Source organism: Streptomyces sp. SA15 (genome assembly GCF_002291145.1).
Lineage (GTDB): Bacteria > Actinomycetota > Actinomycetes > Streptomycetales > Streptomycetaceae > Streptomyces.
This window is the reverse complement of the sequence record NZ_NTGE01000178.1, coordinates 51,308-70,512: the sequence shown is the minus strand read 5'-3', so window position 1 is coordinate 70,512 and position 19,205 is coordinate 51,308. Positions and strand designations below refer to the sequence as shown.

The following is a 19,205-nucleotide window of genomic DNA, read 5'->3' as shown; positions in this document are numbered from 1 at the left end:
GGGGCCGGTGATCGTCGTCACCGGCCCCTTTGCGTTCCCTCAGTAGGCCCAGTAGGCCTGGTAGGAGGCCTAGTAGGCCCAGCAGGCCCACTAGGCCCAGTAGGCCGTCACTGCCTTCTCGTGCTCGTGAACTGTGGCGTCAGGCCTCCGGTCGTCGGGCCGCCCTGTGAGCCGTCCGTGGTGCCGTCGGACGGGTCTCCGGTGGTGCCGCCGTCCGTCGTGCCTCCGGTCGTGGCGTCGCCCGTCGTGCCGTCGCTCGGGTCTCCCGTGGTGCCGTCGGACGGGTCTCCGGTGGTGCCGCCGTCCGACGTGCCGCCGGTGGTGTCGCCCGTGCTGGGTGAGCTCGGCGTGGCGCTGTCGTCCTGGCCTCCGGTCTGGCCCTCGGTGTCCTGGCCGCCGGTGGTGTCTCCGGTGGTGCCGCCGTTGTCCTGGCCGCCCGTGGTCGGGTCCACGGGGACGTCGGAGGGGGGTGCCTGTGTCTCCTCGGCGCCCGGCTGGAGCTGGAGGTCGAAGTCGGTGGCCGGCTTGCCCTTGAGGGCGTCCTTGGTGAACTGTGCCCAGATCTCGGCGGGTGCCCCGCCGCCGTTGATGCGGGGCAGGCCCATCGCGCCGTAGAGCGGCTTGTGGGCGGCCGTGACGGGGTCCTGGCCCATGACGGAGACGACGGTGGCGAGGTCGGGGGTGTAGCCGGCGAACCAGGCGGCGGTGTCCTCCTCCGCGGTGCCGGTCTTGCCGGCGGCGGGGCGGCCGGCGGCCTGGGCGGCGGTGGCGGTGCCGTTCTCGACGACGCTCTGCAGGATCGATGTGGTGGTGTCGGCGGCCTCGCGGGTGACGGCCCGGCGGGTCTTCTGCTGGGGCAGTTCGATGTCCTGGCTGCCGTCCTTGGTGATCTTCTCGATCATGGTGTACGTGCCGTGCTTGCCGTGGTTGGCGAGGGTGGCGTAGGCCTGAGCCATGTCGAGGACGCTGGCCGTGGACGGGCCGAGGGCGATGGACGGGGACGCGGTCAGGTCGGGGGTGTCGGCGGGGATGCCGAGGTCGATCGCGGTCTGCTTGACCTTGTCGGAGCCGACGTCGACGGCCATCTGCGCGTACACGGAGTTGACGGACTTGTCCGTGGCCTCGCGGACAGTGATGTCGCCGTAGGAGACCTGGTCCTCGTTCTCGGGGGCGTAGGGTCCGCCGTCCCAGCCCACGACGGGGCGTTTGTTGGTGCCGTCGTAGATCGTGTTGGGGGTGATCGTGCGGCCGTCCTGGGTCTGGGAGTCGTTCTGGACGGCGGAGGTGAAGACGAACGGTTTGAAGGTGGAGCCGACCTGGAAGTCGCCGCGGGTGGCGTTGTTCGTGTACTGCTTCACGTAGTCGATGCCGCCGTACATGGCGAGCACCTTGCCGGTCTTGGGGTCGACGGCGGCGCCTCCGGCGCGGACGTAGGTGTCGACCTTGCGGTTCTTCTTGTCGAGCTTGGACATCAGCTGGTCGTCGACGGCGTTGACGAAGGCGTTCTGCTTGCTCTTCTGCAGGGTGGTGGTGATGCGGTAGCCGCCGGCGTCGAGCGAGTCCGCGTCGACGATCTTGTTCTTGGTCAGGTAGTCCTTGATCGCGGTGACGATGTAGCCGCGCTGTCCGGACATGCCGGTGGAGAGGGTGGCTTCCTTGGGCATCGGGAACTTCATGCCGGCGCGGTCGGAGGCGCTGAGCCAGCCCTTGGTGACCATGCCGTCCAGGACGTAGTTCCAGCGGGCCTCGGCGGAGGTCTTGTTCTCCGGGTGGGCGACGACGTCGTACTCGCTGGGCGCGTTGACGAGCGCGGCGAGGTAGGCGCCCTGGGCCGCGGTGAGTTCGGCGGCGTCGACGCCGTAGTAGGCCTGGGCGGCGGCCTGGATGCCGTAGGCGTTGCGGCCGAAGTAGCTGGTGTTGAGGTAGCCCTCGAGGATCTGGTCCTTGGATTCGGTGCGGTCCAGCTTGATCGAGATGAAGAATTCCTTCACCTTGCGGGTGACGGTCTGTTCCTGGGCCAGGTAGTAGTTCTTCACGTACTGCTGGGTGATCGTGGAGCCGGACTGCTTGCCCTTGCCGGTGGCGGTGTTCCAGGCGGCGCGGACCATGGCCTTGGGGTCGATGGCGGATTCGGTGTAGAAGTCGCGGTCCTCGGCGGCCAGGACGGCGCGCTGGGCGGTCTTGGAGATCTGGCCGAGGGAGACGTTCTCCCGGTTGACTTCGCCGTCGCGGGCGAGCTGGCTGCCGTCCGCGTAGAGGTAGACGTTGCTCTGTTTGGTGGCGAGGGCGTTGGCGGGCGGGATCTTGACCATGGAGTAGCCGAGGAAGAACAGGCCGATCAGGAGCAGGGTGCCGATGACGAACGTGCCGAGCACCATGCGCCAGGTCGGGATGATCCGGCGCCAGCCGGTGCGCCCCGGGCGCTTGGGCTTCTTGCCGGACGGCTCCCCGGCTTCCGAGGCCCCGGGGGGCTCTCCCGGTGCCCAGCCCTGGTTCGGCTGCTGCGGCTGCGGCTCGTCGCTCATGTCGTGCACGGACTCCTGTTTCGCCTCGTACGTTCCCGTACGCCTCGTACGCCTTCTACGTCTTCTACGCCCCCTGTTGAAGACTCTCGCACCAGGCGTTCCGTTCCCGACAATCGGCACGTGTTGGCCGCGTGGAAAATGCCTGGCGGGTCGAGTCGGCCGCGTACTAGGCTCCTGCGCTTCGGTGTCGGGCGGGCGAGGAGGACGGCTGCGGTGGGTTCGGGGCGGTTGTACGCGGCCGTCGCGGCGGGGGGTTTCAGAAGATACGCGACGTATCGGGCGGCCACGGCCGCGGGGGTGTTCACCAATACCGTTTTCGGCCTGATCCTGGTGTACACGTATCTGGCGTTGTGGGACGAAAGACCCCACTTAGGGGGGTACGACCAGGCGGAGGCCGTCACCTATGTGTGGCTGGGGCAGGCGCTGTTCGCGGCGCTGGCCATCCAGGGCGGGGGCTTCGAGAACGAGCTCATGGAACGCATCCGGACCGGTGAGATCGCGATCGACCTCTACCGGCCGGCCGATCTCCAACTGTGGTGGCTGGCCAATGATCTGGGCAGGTCGCTCTTCCAGCTCCTGGGCCGGGGGGTGATCCCCTTCGTCTTCGGGGTGCTCTTCTTCCCTGCGGCGCTGCCGCGCGATCCGGTGACCTGGCTGGCGTTCCTGGTGGCGGTCCTGCTCGGGGCGGTGGTCAGCTTCGGGATCCGCTACCTGGTGGCGCTGAGCGCGTTCTGGCTGCTGGACGGCAAGGGCATGCTGCAACTCCTGATGATCACTGGGGTGTTCTGTTCGGGGATGACACTGCCGCTGAACGTCTTCCCGGGGGCGCTCGGCGAGGTCGTACGGGCCCTGCCGTGGTCGGCCCTGCTGCAGCTGCCCGCGGACGTCCTCATGGGGAAGGCCGACCCGCTGGGCGCCTACGTCTTCGCGGCGGCGTGGGCTGTGGCGCTCCTGGCGGCCGGGCGGCTGCTGCAGTCGTCGGCGACCCGGCGGGTGGTGGTCCAGGGTGGGTGAGACGAGCCGTGTGGTGGACGGGCTGCGCGCGTACGGGTTGATCGCCGGGATGTGGATCCGCTCCAGCCTGGCCTACCGCGCCTCCTTCGCCATGACCGTGCTCGGCAATCTGCTGCTGTCCGGGCTCGACTTTGTCGCGATCCTGTTGATGTTCTCGCGGGTCGACTCGCTGGGCGGCTACGCCCTGCCCGAGGTCGCTCTGCTGTACGGCCTGTCCGTCACGTCCTTCGGTCTGACGGACCTGATGTGCAACTCGCTGGGCCAGCTGGGGCAGCGGGTGCGTGACGGCACGCTCGACACGCTGTTCCTGCGGCCGGCGCCGGTGCTCGCGCAGGCCGCCGCGGACCGCTTCGCGCTGCGCCGGGTCGCCCGCCTCACGCAGGGGGCGCTGGTGCTGGGCTACGCGCTCGTCGCGGTCGACGTCGACTGGACCTTGTTGAAGGTGCTTCTGGTGCCGGTGATGCTGGTCAGCGGCGCGGTGATCTTCGGCGCGGTGTTCGTCGCGGGCGCGTCCTTCCAGATCGTGGTGCAGGACGCCGCCGAGGTGCAGAGCGCGTTCACGTACGGGGGCACGACACTGCTGCAGTACCCGCCCAGTGTGTTCGGGAAGGACCTGGTGCGCGGGGTGACCTTCGTGCTGCCGCTGGCGTTCGTCAACTGGGTGCCCGCCGCCTACGTGTTGGGGCGGCCGTATCCGCTCGGGCTGCCGGAGGGGGCGGCTTTGGCGTCGCCGCTGGTGGCGGTGGTGTGCTGTGCGTTGGCGGGTCTGGCGTGGCGTGGGGGGCTCAGGTCGTATCGGAGTACGGGGAGTTGAGGGCTCGTGGGTGATTTGGGTGACCTGAGTGGCCTCGGTGATCTGGGTGACCGTTTCATCGAGGTGGACCGCGTCGAGAAGGTCTTCGAGGTACGCAAGAAGGCCGGCTTTCTGAAGCGTGAGCGGCGGCAGGTGCGGGCGGTGGACTCCCTCTCCTTCACCGTGCCGCGCGGCGAGATGGTCGGTTACATCGGGCCGAACGGTGCCGGGAAGTCGACGACGATCAAGATGCTCACCGGCATCCTGACGCCGAGCGGTGGCCGGCTGCGGGTGGCCGGTCTCGATCCCGCCCGGGAGCGGACGCGGCTGGCGCACCGGATAGGGGTGGTGTTCGGGCAGCGTACGACGCTGTGGTGGGACCTGCCGCTGATCGATTCCTACCGGCTGATGCACCGTATGTACCGGATCCCGGACGCCCGTTACCGCGAGAACCTCGACCGTCTTGTCGAACTCCTCGAACTGGGCAGCCTGTTGGACGTACCGGTACGGCAGCTCTCGCTCGGCCAGCGGATGCGCGGCGACATCGCGGCGGCCCTGCTGCACGACCCGGAGGTGCTCTACCTCGACGAGCCGACGATCGGCCTGGATGTCGTCTCCAAGGCCAAGGTGCGGGAGTTCCTGCGGGAGTTGAACGCCGAGCAGGGCACGACGGTGCTGCTGACCACGCACGACCTGCAGGACATCGAGCAGTTGTGCTCGCGGGTGATGGTCATCGACCACGGGCGGCTGATGTACGACGGTCCGCTCGTCGGCCTGCACGAGGCGGGGGAGAGCGAGCGGACCCTCGTGGTCGACCTGGAGCGCGAGTTGCCGCCCATCGAGGCGCCGCCGCCCGCGCGGGTCGTACGGGTGGACGGGCCCCGGCAGTGGCTGGCGTTCCCGGCGTCGGAGTCGGCGGCGCCGCTGGTCGCGCGGATCGCGGCGGAGTATCCGCTGGTGGACCTGTCGGTGCGGGAGCCGGACATCGAGGCGGTGATCGCGAAGATGTATGTGGAGAGGTCGACCGCGTAGCCGACCGCGTAGCCGACTGCGTGGGGCCGGGTAGTCGATCGCATAGTGCCCGTCGCCCGGAACTCGTAGGCTGCTTGTATGACCGAGGATGCCCCGGAGCTGCGCGCCTCCGACGCCGATCGTGAACGAGTCGCCGAGGTCCTGCGGGACGCCCTCGCGGAGGGGCGTCTCGACATGGAGGAGTTCGAGGAGCGGTTGGACGCGACGTACAAGGCGCGTACGTACGGGGAGCTGGCGCCGATCACGCGGGATCTGCCGGCCGCCGGGGCTCCGGCTCCCAAGGTGTCGATGACCAAGCAGCCCGCGGAGAGCGGGAGTTGGGCGGGGCGGATCGTCGGTGGCGAGGGGTCGTCGACGTGGGGCGTGGCCGTCATGTCGGGGTTCCAGCGCAAGGGGCGCTGGACGGTGCCCCGGCGTTTCAACTGCTTCGCCTTCTGGGGCGGTGGTGAGATCGATCTGCGCGAGGCGAACTTCGCGGACGGCGAGGTCGAGATCAACTGCGTCGCGATCATGGGTGGGGTGCAGGTGATCGTGCCGCCCGGTGTCGAGGTCGTGGTGCGTGGGATCGGGATCATGGGCGGGTTCGATCACCGTGAGGAGGGTGTGCCGGGGGATCCGGGGGCGCCGCGGGTGATCGTGACGGGGTTTGCCTTCTGGGGTGGGGTCGGGGTTGAGCGCAAGCTGACGCGGTCCGATCGGCAGCGGCTGAAGGAGGAGCGGCGGCAGGAGAGGCTGGAGCGGAAGGCGTCGAAGCGGGAGTTGCAGGAGTCGTACCGGGACGACGTGCACGAGGCTCATCGCAGGATGCTGGAGGGGCACCGGGACCATAGGTGGGACCGGCGGGAGGATCGGCGGGAACGCCATGAGGAGCTGCGGGAGCGGCAGCGGGAACGGCGGGATCGGCGCCGGGATCGGGATCGCTGACCGGCGTTGGTGCTGAGCGGGGGTGGATCGCGCAGCCCGGCGCTATGGGATGCCGCCTTCTGTGGGTCGGGAGTCGCCCCAGCGGCATGACTGCCCGCAGGCTGAAGGCAGTCAGTCCCTACAGCTTCGCCGGTGCCGCCCCCTTGAGGTCGTCCAAGTCGAATGCCCCCGCCATCCGCTCGTACCCCTTGTCGCTCGGGTGGAGATGGTCGCCCGAGTCGTAGTCGGAGCGGAATTCGCGCGGGTCGTACGGGTCCCGTACGGCCTTGTCGAAGTCGACGACGTCGTCGAAGACGCGGCCCGCGCGGATCTCGGCGTTGATTTCCTGCCGTACGGCCTCGCGGGCGTCGGAGTAGCCGCGGTGGCCGCCGAAGGGCATCAGCGTGGCGCCGATGACCTTGATGCCGTGGGCGTGGGCCTGGCGGACCATCGTGCGCAGGCCGTCGAGGATCTTGTCGGGGTCGGCGAGCCGCGGGTTGCGCAGGATGTCGTTGATGCCGAGGTCGATGACGACGACCTTGACGTTGGTCCGGCCGAGTACGTCCCGGGCGAAGCGGCTGACGCCGGCCTGGTTCTCGGCGGGGCGGCCGAGGCCGTCGGCGAGGACCTGGTTGCCGCCGATTCCCTGGTTGACGACGCTGTAGCGGGGCACGTCCCGGCCGGCCTCGATGGCCTGGTGCAGCCGCTCGGACAGCAGGTCGGGCCAGCGGTTGTTGGCGTTCTTGGTGGAGCCGACGCCGTCGGTGAGCGAGTCGCCGAAGGCGACGATGGTGCCCTCGGCCCCGTCGCTCAGCACGTCCAGGGCGGTCAGGTAGCGCCAGTTCTCGGTCTGCTCGGTGTACGCGGTGCCGGTGACGTCCTCGGTGAGGTCGCCCTGGGCGGCGTAAGAGATCTGGCGGGCGCGCGGGTGGTAGGTGACCGGGCCGGAGCGGGTGGGGGAGTAGGTGGTGACCAGGACGTCGCCGCCCCTGGGGATCGTGATGCGGACGGCGTCGCTGAGGACCTGCTGTCCGGCCGGGACGACGACCGTGGTGTTGCCGCCGAAGGTCAGCCGCCGCATGGTCTCCGCGACCGCCTCGGCGGTGCCGGTGCCGGCCGCGACGGCGATCGAGGCGTGGGTGATGGTCAGCGGGGACTGGCCGTAGAGGTTGGACAGCGTGATGCGGGCACTCGTACCGCCTATGCTCGCGTGGACGACGTTGCGTACCGCGCGGCCGGCCAGGCCCATGATCTCGGTGCCGGGTTCGGCGCCGACGGGGGAGGCGGACCAGGAGCCGACCCAGACGCCGGTGGAGGCGGGGGCGGCGGAGTTGTGCGGGTGGCGTCCGCCGGCCAGCGTGGCCCGGTCGTTCGTACCGGGATCGGCTGCCACCCCGATGTAGATGACGGCGGACAGGGCCACGATCGCGGCGACGATCGCGACGAGCAGGGCGTAACCGTGACGCCGGGTCATGCTGTGCTGTTCTCCTCGGGCGATGGGAGCCCGAGGCTCCGATCTGATGAGCCCATGATGATCCATGAGCCTGGGGAAAACTGACAGGACCCCGCCGCGTTCCCCCGACCGGACAGACGCCGGGAACTCTTGTTCCGTTCCGGGAGTCGGTCAGGAAGGGACAATGTGTGAGGGATCACCGAACGGGTGGAGTGGATGGAACGCACGAAAACGGGATCGATCGGTAGCGCGGGGACCTCGGGGACTCCGGGTGCCGCGGGGCAGCCTGCCCGCCCCGGCGCCTTCACGAACCGCGCCATGACCACGTTCAGCGCTGCCGACGTGGAGAAGCAGCGCGGCGTACGGCGGATGAAGCTCACCGCGACCGGGATGCTGCTGTTCGTGGCGCTGGTGTACGTCCTCGCGAAGTGGGCGTCGAACGAGGGCGCCGGCGCCTGGGCGAGCTATGTGGCGGCCGCCGCCGAGGCCGGCATGGTCGGCGCGCTCGCCGACTGGTTCGCCGTCACCGCGCTCTTCCGCCACCCCCTCGGCATCCCCATCCCGCATACCGCGATCATCCCCACGAAGAAGGACCAGCTGGGTGTGACCTTGGGGGAGTTCGTCGGGGAGAACTTCCTCTCCGAGGACGTCGTACGGCTGCGACTGCGCGCCGTCGGCATAGGCAACCGGCTCGGCGCCTGGCTGGCCGAACCGGAGCACGCCGACCGGGTGACGGCGGAGCTGTCCGCCGCGCTCAGAGGCGCCCTGACGGTGCTGCGGGACTCCGATGTGCAGGCGGTGGTCGGCGAGGCGATCACTCGCCGGGCCGACGCCCAGGAGGTCGCGCCCGGCATCGGCAAGATGCTGGAGAAGATCGTCGCCGACGGCGGTCACCGGCGGGCCGTCGACCTGGTCGTCACCCGGGCGCACGACTGGCTGGTGCTGCACAGCGACTCCGTCATGGACGCCGTGCAGGGCGGCGCCCCCGGCTGGACACCGAGGTTCGTCGACAAGAAGGTCGGCGAGCGGGTCTACAAGGAGCTGCTGCGGTTCTGCGCGGAGATGCGCGACATGCCCTCCCACCCGGCGCGCGGCGCCCTCGACCGTTTCCTCGCGGACTTCGCCGCCGACCTGCAGTCCGACACGGACACGCGTTCGCGGGTCGAGCGGCTCAAGGGTGAGGTGCTGGGCCGGGGTGAGGTCCAGGACCTGATCGCCTCCGCCTGGACCGCCGTACGATCCATGATCGTGTCGGCCGCCGAGGACGAGCGCAGCGAGCTGCGGCTGCGCGTGCGGGCCTCCCTGCTGTCCCTGGGCGCGCAGATGGCCGCCGACAAGAAGGTGCAGGGCAAGGTCGACAAGTGGGTGGAGGACGCGGCCGTGTACGTCGTCACCACCTACCGCCGGGAGATCACCTCCCTGATCACGGACACGGTGGCGGGCTGGGACGCCGAGCACACGACGCGGAAGATCGAGGCAAACATCGGCCGTGACCTGCAGTTCATCCGGATCAACGGCACGGTGGTCGGCTCGCTGGCGGGGTTGTTGATCTACACGGTGTCGCGCGCGCTGGGGGCGTAACGCCAAGGGTCGAGGGAACTCGACCCCGGTTCTCGCTCGACGAGGAGGGAGCCGCCCATGACGACCGCGCAGGCCGAGACCGGCCGCACCGTGACCACCGACCTCCCCGCCCGGCTCGACCGCCTCCCATGGTCGCGCTGGCACTGGACGATCGTCATCGGACTCGGCACGGTGTGGATCCTCGACGGACTCGAGGTCACCGTCGTCGGCAACATCGCGAGCCGCCTGTCGGAGCCCGGCAGCGGGCTTCCGATCACCTCGGGCGAGATCACCGGCATCGCGGCCGCGCTGTATGTCGCCGGGGCCTGCTCGGGCGCCCTGTTCTGGGGCCGTCTCACCGACCGCTGGGGCCGCAAGAAACTCTTCATGATCACGCTCGCGGTCTACCTCGCGGCCACCGCGCTCACCTCGATCGCCTTCGACAGCTGGTGGTTCTTCGCGTTCCGCTTTCTGACCGGTTTCGGTATCGGCGGTGAGTACGCGGCGATCAACTCCGCGATCGACGAGCTGATCCCCGCGGAGTACCGCGGCCGCGTCGACCTGATCATCAACGGCAGTTTCTGGCTGGGCGCGGTCGGCGGCTCGCTGCTGTCGATCGTCGCGCTGGACACCGACCTGTTCGCGATGAACGTGGGCTGGCGGCTGACCTTCGCCCTGGGCGCGGTCCTCGCTCTGGTGATCCTTCTCGTACGGCGCCATGTCCCGGAGAGCCCGCGCTGGCTGCTGATCCACGGCCACGACGAGGAGGCGGAACGGATCGTGTCCTCGATCGAACGCCGGATCGAGGAGGAGAAGGGCGAGCCGCTCCCTCCCCCCGAGGGCGAGATCACCCTCCACCAGCGCCGCAGCGTCACCTTCCTGGAGATCGGCCGTACGGTCTTCTCCGACTACCGCAGGCGCGCGATCCTCGGCTTCGCCCTCTTCATCGGCCAGGCCTTCCTCTACAACGCGATCACCTTCGGTTTCGGCGCGATCCTGACGACGTTCTTCGACGTCCCGAGCGGCGACACGGGCTACTACTTCGCGGTCATCGCGCTCGGCAACTTCTGCGGCCCGCTGCTGCTGGGGCGGCTCTTCGACACGGTCGGCCGCCGGGTGATGATCTCTTCGACGTACCTGCTCTCGGGGTTGTTGCTGTTCGGCACGGCCTGGCTGTTCGACCAGGGCACGCTGAGCGCGGGCACACTGACGGCATGCTGGTGCGCGGTGCTGTTCTTCGCCTCGGCCGGCGCGTCCAGCGCCTACCTGACGGTCTCCGAGGTCTTCCCGATGGAGACCCGAGCGATGTCCATCGCCTTCTTCTACGCCCTCGGCACCGCCGCCGGCGGCATCAGCGGCCCCCTCCTCTTCGCCGACCTCACCGGCACGGGAAAGGTCGGTGACACGGTCCTCGCCTTCCAGATCGGCGCGACACTGATGTGCCTGGCGGGGTTGGTGGCAGCGGCACTGGCGGTGCGAGCGGAACGCCGCCCCCTGGAGGACATCGCCCGCCCACTGACGGCGGCGGCTTCATCGGCGGCGGCTTCGGTGGCCCGGTCGGGGGCTGGGCGGGGGGCGTCGGGGTCGGAGACGGACCGGGGGTCGGGGACGGGGCCCAGGTCGGGGCCGGGATCGGGGTCGCGGCCGGCTACGGCGTAGCAAACGCGCAGCTGCCGGCAGCCGACGCCGTCAGGCGCTGCGGGTAGTCGGTCCCGTCCGGTTGCGGGCGGTGGCCTGTGATTCGGCTCGGCCGACGCCGTCGGTCGGCGCCGGCCTGCGCGACCCGCCCGCTCAGCCCTCACGCCGGGTAGTTGGGCAGCTGGCGGTGGCCTGTGATTCGGCTCGGCCGACGCCGTCAGCCCGCGCGACCCACCCGTCCACTACGGTCGGCAGGTCCTACTGACCGCCCTCGCGTCGAACCCGGTCCCGCCGGCGCAGGAACAGCAGGCCCCCGGCGATCGCGGTGATCCCCGCCGCCGCGGTCCAGCCGACGACGTCGTCGGAGCCGGTCGCGGCCAGGTCGCCCCCGGCCGCCGGGGAGGCGGACGCGGAGGGCGTGGCCGTACCGCCCTGCGGGCGGGCGCCGGAGCCGGAGCCCGCGCCCGAGCCGCCGGCCGCCGCGCCGGACGCCGACGCAGCCGGCCTCGGCGAAGCCGCCGTATCGGCCGCCCTGTCTCGCGTGAACGCCAGCGTGCCGAAGCCGAGTTGGTCGTAGCCACCGCTGTTGGGGCCGTAGTCCCCACCGCCACCCTCCGGTGCGGCCTGGGCGGCGATCCGGGTGACGTACGTCGCGGACATTCCCCGGCGCTTGGTGTAGTGGTTGGCGATCATCGCCCAGATCGGCCGCTGCACGGCCGGGTCCACGCCGGCCGCCTCGGTCGCGGTCTCGCTGCCCGACCAGCCGTTGATCGCGCCCTTCGCGCGGGTGTTGGCGGTGTAGGCGACATCACCGCCCATGCTCCACTTGGCCACGTACTGGGCGCCCTTGAGGAACCGGCTGTCGTCGTAGCCGTACAGATCGATCCCTTGGTTCCACGCCATCTCGCACACCGTGCCCATCAGGCCGACGCCGAGCAGAGCGTGCCCCTGGTCGCGGCCGGCCTCGACCCACTCGGCGAGTCCGTCGTCGTGCACGACGGGGATGGCGTGCTTGACCGAGCCCATCCCCTCACCGTTCTTGAAGTAGTCGACGGCACGGGCGACTTGGGCCTTGTCGTCGCAGAAGATGCCGGTGGCGAGGACGCAGGCGAGGGCGCACAGGTCCCAGTTGGGCCAGTAGTTGGTGATGACGGCGCCGTTGTGGTCGGCGAGGAAGCTGTCGCTGAGCGGCGCGAAGACGTTGCTCAGCATGTCCTGGAACCGGCCGAGCTCGAAGTCGGGGTGATCGCGGACGAGTTCGGCGGCGTTGGCGAACTGGTAGCCGTACAGTCCGGCGGCCAGGAACCGGTCCGCGCTGCCTTCGAGGCTGGTCAGCTTGGCCGACCAGGCGTTGATGATCGCCACGGCGGTGTCGAGGTGCGCGCTGTCGCCGCTGACGTGTCCGCGCAGGGCGTTCTGGTAGGCGGCGTGGATGTCGTTGTAGAGGGTCGTGTAGTTCTGCGGGCTGCCCGCTCCTCGGTACACCGTGGCCTGCGGATTGGCCGTCCAGCCGGTGGCCGAGTGCCGGTTGGCGGTCAGCTTGGCGAAGCCGGCTGTGTAGGGGGCGGCGTCCGCCTTCACCTTGGCCGCCATGCGGTCGAGGTCGGCGCGGGTGTGCAGCAGGCCGGGGTGCGCGTAGGCGGTGCCGGCGGCCGTGGCGGGGCTCGGGGCGAGGGCGGTACCGATGCCGACGGCTCCGGCGGCGACGCCTGCGGCCTTGAGCATGGAACGGCGGCTGAAGTCTCGTGTCACGTGCTTCGTTCCTCGGGGTCGAATCGCGTGCCTGTGGGTGGGGACGGTGAGGAGACGAGCGGAAGACCCCGGTGATAACAAAAACTGGAGCCCCGAAACTGGAGCCACTGAAAGTGGAGCCCGGAACTGGAGCCCGGAACTGGAGCCCCGATCGGACCCGCGCGAGGAGTGACACCCGATGACCGTCCGCAGGATCGTCCCCAACATCCAGGTCACGTCCGAGGATTCGATGCGCACGAGCCACGACTTCTACGGCCTGCTCGGTTTCGAGGAGGTCATGAACATGGGCTGGGTGACGACCCTCGCCTCACCCGCCAACCCCACCGCCCAGATCAGCTTCTTCACCGAGGAGCGAACGGCACCCGTCGTCCCCGACCTGAGCGTCGAGGTCGAGGACGTGGACGCGGTGTACGCGCAGCTGGCGGCGTCGGGCGCGGAGATCGTACGGGAGCTGCGGGACGAGGAGTGGGGCGTACGGCGCTTCTTCGTACGCGATCCGAACGGGCGGGTGGTGAATGTGCTGGAGCACCGGGCCCGGAGGGTGTCTCCCTGAGCCGTCAGGACGGTTCAGTCTTCGTTGATCAGTCTTCGTTGATCAGTCTTCGTCAAGAGGCCAGGTCTCCCAGATCCGGTCCAGGCGGTGGTACGCATCGTTGAACCAGGCATCGCTCAACGGGACGGTCACTGTCACTGTCGTCTGGGACATCGAGTCGTCCTTGATCGTGATCTCGCACCGGTCGTCGTCCTCGTCGAGTTCGATGTACAACCATGGGGCGCGGGTGCCTTCGAGCCATGCGATGTCATGTCCTGCGTCGAGCATGTCCAGGGACTGCTGCCACTGCCGCAGATGCTCGGGGAAGACCCAGGTCTTGAGGCTGCCACGCACGAAGGGCGTGTCGACCTGGAACTCTCCGACCAGGACGTCGGCTTCGCCGGGGAGTTTCTCCTTCCCCGTGATCCGGAGGATGACGCTGTTGCCGTTGCCCTCCAGGTGGATCAGGTCGATCGGCTCCTCAGCCATCAGGGCACCTCCTGGCTTGTGCATGGTGCCGAACACTATCCGTCGGCACGGGCGCGGGGGCGACCGACAGGTTGCCGCCACACCGCTCCTTCCTCCTCCTTCCTCCACCAGATGCTCTGTCGCGCGATGCCATGGACAATGGCGGAGAGTGCACCTTCGGAGAAGGGCGGCACGGCATGGCCATCGTTTCGCGCGGATTCCGCGGTCGGCCAGGTGACACGCACCACAAACTGCCTCCCGGGCAGTACGAGACCACCGAATTCCCGGTGCTGTCCGCCGGGCCCACGCCGAGGGTCGACCGTGACGCGTGGGAGTTCACCATCCGCACCGAGACGGGCGCGCGGCACAGCTGGAACTGGGCGCAGCTCATGGCGCTGCCCAGCCAGACGCCGACGGTGGACCTGCACTGCGTCACGAAGTGGTCGAAGTTCGCCACCGAGTGGCAGGGCGTCTTGCTGGATCTCCTTCTGGAGGACGTGGAGACCGCCGCCGAATTCGCGCTCGTCCACTCCTACGGTGGCTACACGACCAACCTGCCCCTGGAGGACCTGCTCGACGGACAGGCGTGGATCGCGTACCGCTACGACGGCGAGGAACTGGCGCCCGAGCACGGCGGTCCGGCCCGCCTGCTGGTCCCGCACCTGTATCTGTGGAAGTCCGCGAAGTGGGTGCGCGGGATCCAGCTGCTCCTCGAGGACGAACCGGGCTTCTGGGAGAGCGCCGGCTATCACGACTACGGGGACCCATGGCGCGAGCAGCGGTACCAGGGCGACTAGGCGACCGGCTGCGCTGGAAGACGGCCCGGCTGGCCGACCGGCGCCCCGAGTCCTCCGCCGCGCACACCCTGGTCTTCGACGTACCCGGCTGGCCGGGCCATCTGGCGGGCCAGCATGTCGATGTGCGGCTCACCGCGGAGGACGGCTACAGCACACAGCGCAGCTACTCCCTGGCGTCGGCGCCGGACGGCGAGCGCGTCGAGCTGACCGTGCAGCGCGTCACCGACGGCGAGGTGTCCCCGTACCTGACGGACGAACTCGCGGTCGGCGACCTGGTGGAACTGCGCGGGCCGGTCGGCGGCTGGTTCGTGTGGCGCCACGAGCAGAAGGAACCGGTCCTGCTCGTGGCGGGAGGCTCGGGCCTGGTACCGCTGATGGCGATGATCCGCGTCCGCCGCGCGGCCGGCAGCCGTACGCCCTTCCGGCTGGTGTACTCCGTGCGCACACCCGAAGACCGGCTCTACGGACCCGAGCTGAGCCGGGACGATCCCGGCCTCGACAAGACGTACGTCTACACCCGCTCCGCCCCGCCGCAATGGCCCAGGCCCGCCGGGCGGCTCACCGCAGAGGACCTCTCGCGCGCCGGGTGGCCGCCGGAGTTCGAACCCACCTGCTACGTCTGCGGGCCCACCGGCTTCGTCGAAACGGCCGCCGACCTGCTGGTAGCGCTGGGCCACGCCCCGGACCGTATCCGCACCGAACGTTTCGGCCCCAGTGGAGGATGACATGCCCCACCACCCCGACCAGGACCCGTACACCGGCCAGTACGAGGACGGCAACGCCCTGGCCGGCCCCCTCTCCGAGATCCTCGCGGTCGACCCGACCACCGCTCTCGGCCGCTGCACCGGCTGCGGCAGCCAGTGGCCTCTGGCGCGCCTGCACGTCTACGCACACGCCCCGGGATACGTCGGCCGCTGCCCCGACTGCGACCACGTGATCCTCCGCCTCGTCCGCGGCCCCGACAGAGCCTGGCTCGACCTCCGCGGCACCGTTGCCCTCACCTTCACCCTCGGCACCTGACGCTCCAGGACGGTCAGCCTGTCCTGCCGCTTCAGCCGCTTCACCGCTTCAGCTGCTTTCACCGCTTGAGCCGCTTCAGCGGCCTCAGCCGTTCCGGTCCGCCACCGCCCACGACGCCAGGGCAACGGACCCCGCGACCCCGAACACGGCAGGCCAGGCTCCCACCTTCTTGGCCAGGGGGTGGGAGCCGGCGAAGGCGGCGACGTACGCGGCGCTCAGCGCCCCCGCGGACTTCCCGCCCGCCTGCTGCCGCCACTGCTGCGCCGCCGCGGCCCCGGCGACGGCCAGGACCACGCCGCCCAGCTGCCGCTTCCCGGTCCAGCGGGCGACGCCGTACCCGCCGACGAGCCCGCTCGCGGCGACCACCGCGCTGGGAACCTTGGCCATGCCTGCCTCCTGCTGTCTGGTGGGTCCCGGGTGTCCCCGTCCCCCGGTGCCCCGAGACTAACGCTCACCTCGGACGACGCCCGGAACCTGAGTCAGGGCTTGTCAAGTTTTCTCCTCCGAGCTATATAAGAAGCCGTAGGGCATCGCAACAGCAGCGCCTGATGAGAGGAGATGGACTGTGATGCTCATGCGCACCGACCCCTTCCGTGAACTCGACCGACTCGCGCAGCAGGTCTTCGGTACGCCCACCGGCCCGTCCGCGATGGCCATGGACGCCTATCGGTCCGGGGACGAGTTCCTCGTCCACTTCGACCTGCCCGGCATCGACCCCGAGTCGATCGAGCTGGACGTCGAACGCAACGTCCTGAACGTCCGCGCCGAGCGCCGTTCCCCCGCCCCCGAGGACGCGGAAATGGTCGTCGCCGAGCGCCCCACGGGTAACTTCACCCGTCAGCTCTTCCTCGGCGAGACCCTCGACACGGATCGCATCGACGCCTCGTACGACGCCGGCGTCCTGACGCTGCGCATCCCCGTGGCCGAGCAGGCGAAGCCGCGTCGCATCCAGATCACGGGCGGCGGCAGCGAACGCAAGGAACTCGGCAGCTGACCAAGCCCATGGAAGCGAAGTCCATCAGCGGCGTCCCGCGAGCACGCGCCCGCGGGACGCCGTGCGGCCACCCGGAGGAACGGAGGAGAACCCCCGACCATGACCGCACTGAGCATGCGACCCGCACCCGCACCCGCACCCGCGCCACGGCAGCCACAGCAGAGCGCGAGCCCGCAGCGGAAGACCAGATGGACCGACCTGGTCGACGCGGTACAGGACGCCGGCCAGTACCCCACCAGGGCGGAGGCGGAACGCGTCACCCGTATCGTCCTGTCGGCCCTCGGCGGCCACGTGATCGGCGACGAACGCGTCGATCTCGCCCGGGCCCTGCCCGAGGAGGCGGCCCAGGTGATCGCGTCCCAGATCCCGGCGACCCGCCCACTGACGGCAGCTGAGTTCGTGGACGCGATCGCCCTCCGGATCGACGGCGCCACCCCGGCGACGGCCCGCTGGGACGTCAGTTCGGTCCTGAGCGTCCTGCCGCCGCTGATCGGCGACGACCTGGTGGACCGTATCCTCGCCCAACTCCCACCGGGATACGCCCTGTTGTTCGGCCGTGCGGAACTGACACCGACGGCTTGAGGCAGGCCCGTCGAGTCACCCCCTCGCCCGGCGGGCTTCGCCCTCTCTCCGCGCCCCGCCGCCCCGGAGGCGCAGCTCCGACACATACCCCGCGGAGATCGCGCACCCGGCGGCGGCGAGGCCGAAGCCCCGGCGACCCCGAGCAGCCCCCACACCGTCATCCGCGGCGCGTCCCACGACGTACACCTCGACCAGCCGGACGAACTGTGTGAGGCGATCGTGACCGTCCTTAAGGAACGTTTGCCAGAGTATGAACGTTCGTAGAACAACAGGGGACTTGGTTTTGGGGGGACGTTCATGCTCAAGGTCAGCATTGTGGTGCCCGTGTACAACGCGGGTCCTTACGTCGAGCTCTGCGCACCTTCGCTCATCCACCAGAGCCTCGGCCGGGACGCGTACGAAGTCATCTACGTCGACGACGGCTCGACCGACGACTCCGCCCAGCGCCTCGACCGCCTGGCGGCCCGGCACCCGCACGTCCGCGTGGTCCGCCAGGAGAACTCCGGCTGGCCCGGCAAACCCCGCAACGTCGGCGTCCGCGAGGCCTGCGGCGAGTACGTCCAGTTCGTCGACCAGGACGACGAACTCACCCCCGAGGCCCTCGAGCGCCTCCACCGCCTGGCCACCCGCAACGGCTCCGACATCGTCCTCGGCAAGGTAATCGGCACCATGCAGGGCCCCAGCAGCCTCTTCAAACGCACCGTCGAGCACTGCACGGCCGAGGACATGCCCCTCTTCGAGAGCCTGACCCCGCACAAGATGTTCCGCCGCGCCTTCCTGCTGGACCACGGAATCGAGTTCCCCGAGGGACGGGTCCGCCTGGAGGACCAGCTCTTCATGGCCCGGGCCTACCTGCGGGCCAAGTCCGTCTCCATCCTCGGCGACCACCCCTGCTACGTATGGAACCGCCGCGACGACGGCGGCAACACCAGCGGACGAGCGACCGCCCCCGAGGACTACTACGGTCATCTGCGCACGGTCGTCGAAGCCATCAAGGAGGCCACCCGACCGGGCCCCCTCCAGGACCACATACTCCGCCGCTCCTACCGCGTCGAACTCCTCCGCCCGGTCAGCGAACCCCGCGTCCTGCAACGCACGGGCAAGGCCCTCGAACGTCACTTCGGCGTCGTACGCCGCATGGCCCTCGACAGCTACCCGCCGGGCGTACGGCAGGGACTCCCGGCGATCAGCCGGCTCAGAGGACACCTGTTGGAGGAGGGCCACCTGGAGTCCCTGGTCGAACTCGCCCGAAGAACCCAGGCGATCACCCCGCACCTCACCCTCGACGACATCCGCTGGAAGTCCGGCAGACTCCACGTCACCACCACGATCGGCATGCTCCGCCCCGACGGCGAACCCCTCACCCTCGTGGAACGGCACGGCCGCCTGCTCCTCGACCCCGACCTCCTCGACGGCATCAAGGGCGCCGAGAACTGGGAGGCCCCGCACCCCCTCGGACACGCCCGCGGCGAACTCCTCCTCCACGACACCGCCCGCGACCTGTGGTGGTTCCCGGACGCCGACCTCAGCCCCCGTACCGAACCCCTCGGCGCCGGCCGCCACCGCGTGGTCCTCACCGGCGAGACAGCCATCGACCCGCTGACGCTGGCCGGAGGGGAGGCGATGCAGAGCGGCACCCACCTGGTCTGGGCGAGCGCCCAACTCCTCGGCATCGGCCGCCGAACCCGCCTCACTCCGGACGACGACCGCGCCCGCCCCGCCACGATGAAACTCGGCACCCCGCCCCGCCTGATCCTCCCCACCTGGGGCGGCCCGGCCGGTCAACTCCGCCTGGCCGTAGGACAACCGGGCCGAGCGACCGTCCCCCACCGCATCCTCCTGCACACCACAGCCACCCCCCGCCTCCGCCGCACCACCCGAGACCTCCTCCACCACCTCCCACCGGACCTACGGCGCCGAGCCCACACCTTGGCCCGCCGGGCGGATCCGTGGAGCGGGAGATGAGCCGGACCTGGTCACTCAATCCATGTTCATCTGGCACTTCCAGCTGACCGATCCCGCTCCCCGTGCCGTGAACCGGAACTGACTGCCGTCCGGAGGACCCGGCAGGACCTCGGCGTCTCTTTCGGATCAATCCCTCGTTGGGCTGATGTCGACATCGAACGATGCCGCGAACGGAGA

18 protein-coding genes are annotated in these 19,205 nt (G+C 69.8%); 13 read left to right on the top strand and 5 right to left on the bottom strand.

The window, feature by feature from the left end; all coding sequences use genetic code 11:
• Positions 1–107: 107 nt before the first annotated feature.
• On the bottom strand, positions 108–2,525 hold the full coding sequence (locus CLM62_RS38890) for a transglycosylase domain-containing protein (protein WP_095754592.1): 2,418 nt from the start codon (positions 2,523–2,525) through the stop codon (positions 108–110).
• A gap of 213 nt (positions 2,526–2,738) precedes the next feature.
• Between CLM62_RS38890 and CLM62_RS38885 the strand changes: the two genes are divergently transcribed.
• The 4 genes from CLM62_RS38885 to CLM62_RS38870 all read left to right on the top strand — a co-directional run bounded on the left by CLM62_RS38885 (position 2,739) and on the right by CLM62_RS38870 (position 6,288).
• Entirely contained in the window at positions 2,739–3,539 is an 801-nt protein-coding gene (locus tag CLM62_RS38885) for an ABC transporter permease (protein ID WP_373559228.1), read from the top strand.
• 49 nt (positions 3,540–3,588) lie between these two features.
• On the top strand, positions 3,589–4,353 hold the full coding sequence (locus CLM62_RS38880) for an ABC transporter permease (protein ID WP_179382415.1): 765 nt from the start codon (positions 3,589–3,591) through the stop codon (positions 4,351–4,353).
• A 42-nt stretch (positions 4,354–4,395) separates the two neighbouring features.
• A complete protein-coding gene (locus CLM62_RS38875; protein ID WP_095754625.1) occupies positions 4,396–5,364 on the top strand; it encodes an ATP-binding cassette domain-containing protein in 969 nt (322 codons plus the stop codon).
• Positions 5,365–5,442: 78 nt separating this feature from the next.
• The gene (locus tag CLM62_RS38870) at positions 5,443–6,288 is read left to right on the top strand and encodes a DUF1707 domain-containing protein (protein ID WP_095754589.1); all 846 of its coding nucleotides are present in this window, start codon (positions 5,443–5,445) and stop codon (positions 6,286–6,288) included.
• Positions 6,289–6,406: 118 nt separating this feature from the next.
• On the opposite strand, the gene CLM62_RS38865 is transcribed toward CLM62_RS38870, so the two are convergent.
• Positions 6,407–7,741: an SGNH/GDSL hydrolase family protein gene (locus CLM62_RS38865; RefSeq protein ID WP_095754588.1), complete on the bottom strand. Its 1,335-nt coding sequence runs from the start codon at positions 7,739–7,741 to the stop codon at positions 6,407–6,409.
• Positions 7,742–7,936: 195 nt separating this feature from the next.
• Here CLM62_RS38865 and CLM62_RS38860 point away from each other — a divergent pair, with 195 nt between their 5' ends.
• Together CLM62_RS38860 and CLM62_RS38855 are read left to right on the top strand one after the other, a co-directional pair.
• The gene (locus tag CLM62_RS38860; protein WP_095754624.1) at positions 7,937–9,301 is read left to right on the top strand and encodes a DUF445 domain-containing protein; all 1,365 of its coding nucleotides are present in this window, start codon (positions 7,937–7,939) and stop codon (positions 9,299–9,301) included.
• Between the two features lie 57 nt (positions 9,302–9,358).
• Entirely contained in the window at positions 9,359–10,939 is a 1,581-nt protein-coding gene (locus CLM62_RS38855; protein ID WP_095754587.1) for an MFS transporter, read from the top strand.
• 237 nt (positions 10,940–11,176) lie between these two features.
• Here the strand turns inward: CLM62_RS38855 and CLM62_RS38850 are convergent, their stop codons facing one another.
• Positions 11,177–12,643 (bottom strand): alginate lyase family protein, encoded by a 1,467-nt coding sequence (locus CLM62_RS38850; RefSeq protein ID WP_095754623.1) that lies wholly within the window; start codon positions 12,641–12,643, stop codon positions 11,177–11,179.
• A 205-nt stretch (positions 12,644–12,848) separates the two neighbouring features.
• On the opposite strand from CLM62_RS38850, the gene CLM62_RS38845 reads away from it, so the two are divergent.
• On the top strand, positions 12,849–13,223 hold the full coding sequence (locus tag CLM62_RS38845; protein ID WP_095754586.1) for a VOC family protein: 375 nt from the start codon (positions 12,849–12,851) through the stop codon (positions 13,221–13,223).
• 42 nt (positions 13,224–13,265) lie between these two features.
• Here the strand turns inward: CLM62_RS38845 and CLM62_RS38840 are convergent, their stop codons facing one another.
• Entirely contained in the window at positions 13,266–13,691 is a 426-nt protein-coding gene (locus CLM62_RS38840; RefSeq protein WP_095754585.1) for a DUF5959 family protein, read from the bottom strand.
• A 176-nt stretch (positions 13,692–13,867) separates the two neighbouring features.
• Here CLM62_RS38840 and CLM62_RS38835 point away from each other — a divergent pair, with 176 nt between their 5' ends.
• The 3 genes from CLM62_RS38835 to CLM62_RS38825 are packed head-to-tail and all read left to right on the top strand — an operon-like array spanning position 13,868 to position 15,487.
• A complete protein-coding gene (locus CLM62_RS38835; RefSeq protein ID WP_095754584.1) occupies positions 13,868–14,467 on the top strand; it encodes a molybdopterin-dependent oxidoreductase in 600 nt (199 codons plus the stop codon).
• Positions 14,437–15,192 carry a ferredoxin reductase gene (locus CLM62_RS38830; protein WP_095754583.1) on the top strand — a complete coding sequence of 252 codons (756 nt, stop codon included), beginning with the start codon at positions 14,437–14,439 and terminating at the stop codon, positions 15,190–15,192. The genes CLM62_RS38835 and CLM62_RS38830 overlap by 31 nt, the downstream gene beginning before the upstream one ends.
• Before the next feature lies 1 nt (position 15,193).
• Positions 15,194–15,487, top strand: a complete 294-nt coding sequence (locus tag CLM62_RS38825) for a DUF6510 family protein (RefSeq protein ID WP_095754582.1) — start codon at positions 15,194–15,196, stop codon at positions 15,485–15,487.
• 84 nt (positions 15,488–15,571) lie between these two features.
• Here CLM62_RS38825 and CLM62_RS38820 read toward each other — a convergent pair whose 3' ends face one another.
• Entirely contained in the window at positions 15,572–15,874 is a 303-nt protein-coding gene (locus tag CLM62_RS38820; protein WP_095754581.1) for a hypothetical protein, read from the bottom strand.
• 181 nt (positions 15,875–16,055) lie between these two features.
• Between CLM62_RS38820 and CLM62_RS38815 the strand changes: the two genes are divergently transcribed.
• From CLM62_RS38815 to CLM62_RS38805, 3 genes are all read left to right on the top strand, one after another.
• Complete coding sequence (locus tag CLM62_RS38815) at positions 16,056–16,481, top strand: Hsp20/alpha crystallin family protein (protein WP_179382412.1); 426 nt, start codon at positions 16,056–16,058, stop codon at positions 16,479–16,481.
• Between the two features lie 99 nt (positions 16,482–16,580).
• Positions 16,581–17,063 carry a DUF2267 domain-containing protein gene (locus tag CLM62_RS38810; protein ID WP_179382411.1) on the top strand — a complete coding sequence of 161 codons (483 nt, stop codon included), beginning with the start codon at positions 16,581–16,583 and terminating at the stop codon, positions 17,061–17,063.
• A gap of 297 nt (positions 17,064–17,360) precedes the next feature.
• The gene (locus CLM62_RS38805) at positions 17,361–19,028 is read left to right on the top strand and encodes a glycosyltransferase (RefSeq protein ID WP_095754579.1); all 1,668 of its coding nucleotides are present in this window, start codon (positions 17,361–17,363) and stop codon (positions 19,026–19,028) included.
• The last annotated feature ends 177 nt before the right edge of the window (positions 19,029–19,205 follow it).

Bases quoted from the DNA above. Each gene is read 5' to 3' on its own strand.
- CLM62_RS38890 (WP_095754592.1), bottom strand. From the start codon at position 2,525: ATGAGCGACGAGCCGCAGCCGCAGCAGCCGAACCAGGGCTGGGCACCG.
- CLM62_RS38880 (WP_179382415.1), top strand. From the start codon at position 3,589: ATGTGGATCCGCTCCAGCCTGGCCTACCGCGCCTCCTTCGCCATGACC.
- CLM62_RS38870 (WP_095754589.1), top strand. From the start codon at position 5,443: ATGACCGAGGATGCCCCGGAGCTGCGCGCCTCCGACGCCGATCGTGAA.
- CLM62_RS38865 (WP_095754588.1), bottom strand. From the start codon at position 7,741: ATGACCCGGCGTCACGGTTACGCCCTGCTCGTCGCGATCGTCGCCGCG.
- CLM62_RS38860 (WP_095754624.1), top strand. From the start codon at position 7,937: ATGGAACGCACGAAAACGGGATCGATCGGTAGCGCGGGGACCTCGGGG.
- CLM62_RS38855 (WP_095754587.1), top strand. From the start codon at position 9,359: ATGACGACCGCGCAGGCCGAGACCGGCCGCACCGTGACCACCGACCTC.
- CLM62_RS38850 (WP_095754623.1), bottom strand. From the start codon at position 12,643: ATGCTCAAGGCCGCAGGCGTCGCCGCCGGAGCCGTCGGCATCGGTACC.
- CLM62_RS38845 (WP_095754586.1), top strand. From the start codon at position 12,849: ATGACCGTCCGCAGGATCGTCCCCAACATCCAGGTCACGTCCGAGGAT.
- CLM62_RS38840 (WP_095754585.1), bottom strand. From the start codon at position 13,691: ATGGCTGAGGAGCCGATCGACCTGATCCACCTGGAGGGCAACGGCAAC.
- CLM62_RS38835 (WP_095754584.1), top strand. From the start codon at position 13,868: ATGGCCATCGTTTCGCGCGGATTCCGCGGTCGGCCAGGTGACACGCAC.
- CLM62_RS38830 (WP_095754583.1), top strand. From the start codon at position 14,437: ATGGCGCGAGCAGCGGTACCAGGGCGACTAGGCGACCGGCTGCGCTGG.
- CLM62_RS38825 (WP_095754582.1), top strand. From the start codon at position 15,194: ATGCCCCACCACCCCGACCAGGACCCGTACACCGGCCAGTACGAGGAC.
- CLM62_RS38820 (WP_095754581.1), bottom strand. From the start codon at position 15,874: ATGGCCAAGGTTCCCAGCGCGGTGGTCGCCGCGAGCGGGCTCGTCGGC.
- CLM62_RS38815 (WP_179382412.1), top strand. From the start codon at position 16,056: ATGCTCATGCGCACCGACCCCTTCCGTGAACTCGACCGACTCGCGCAG.
- CLM62_RS38810 (WP_179382411.1), top strand. From the start codon at position 16,581: ATGACCGCACTGAGCATGCGACCCGCACCCGCACCCGCACCCGCGCCA.
- CLM62_RS38805 (WP_095754579.1), top strand. From the start codon at position 17,361: ATGCTCAAGGTCAGCATTGTGGTGCCCGTGTACAACGCGGGTCCTTAC.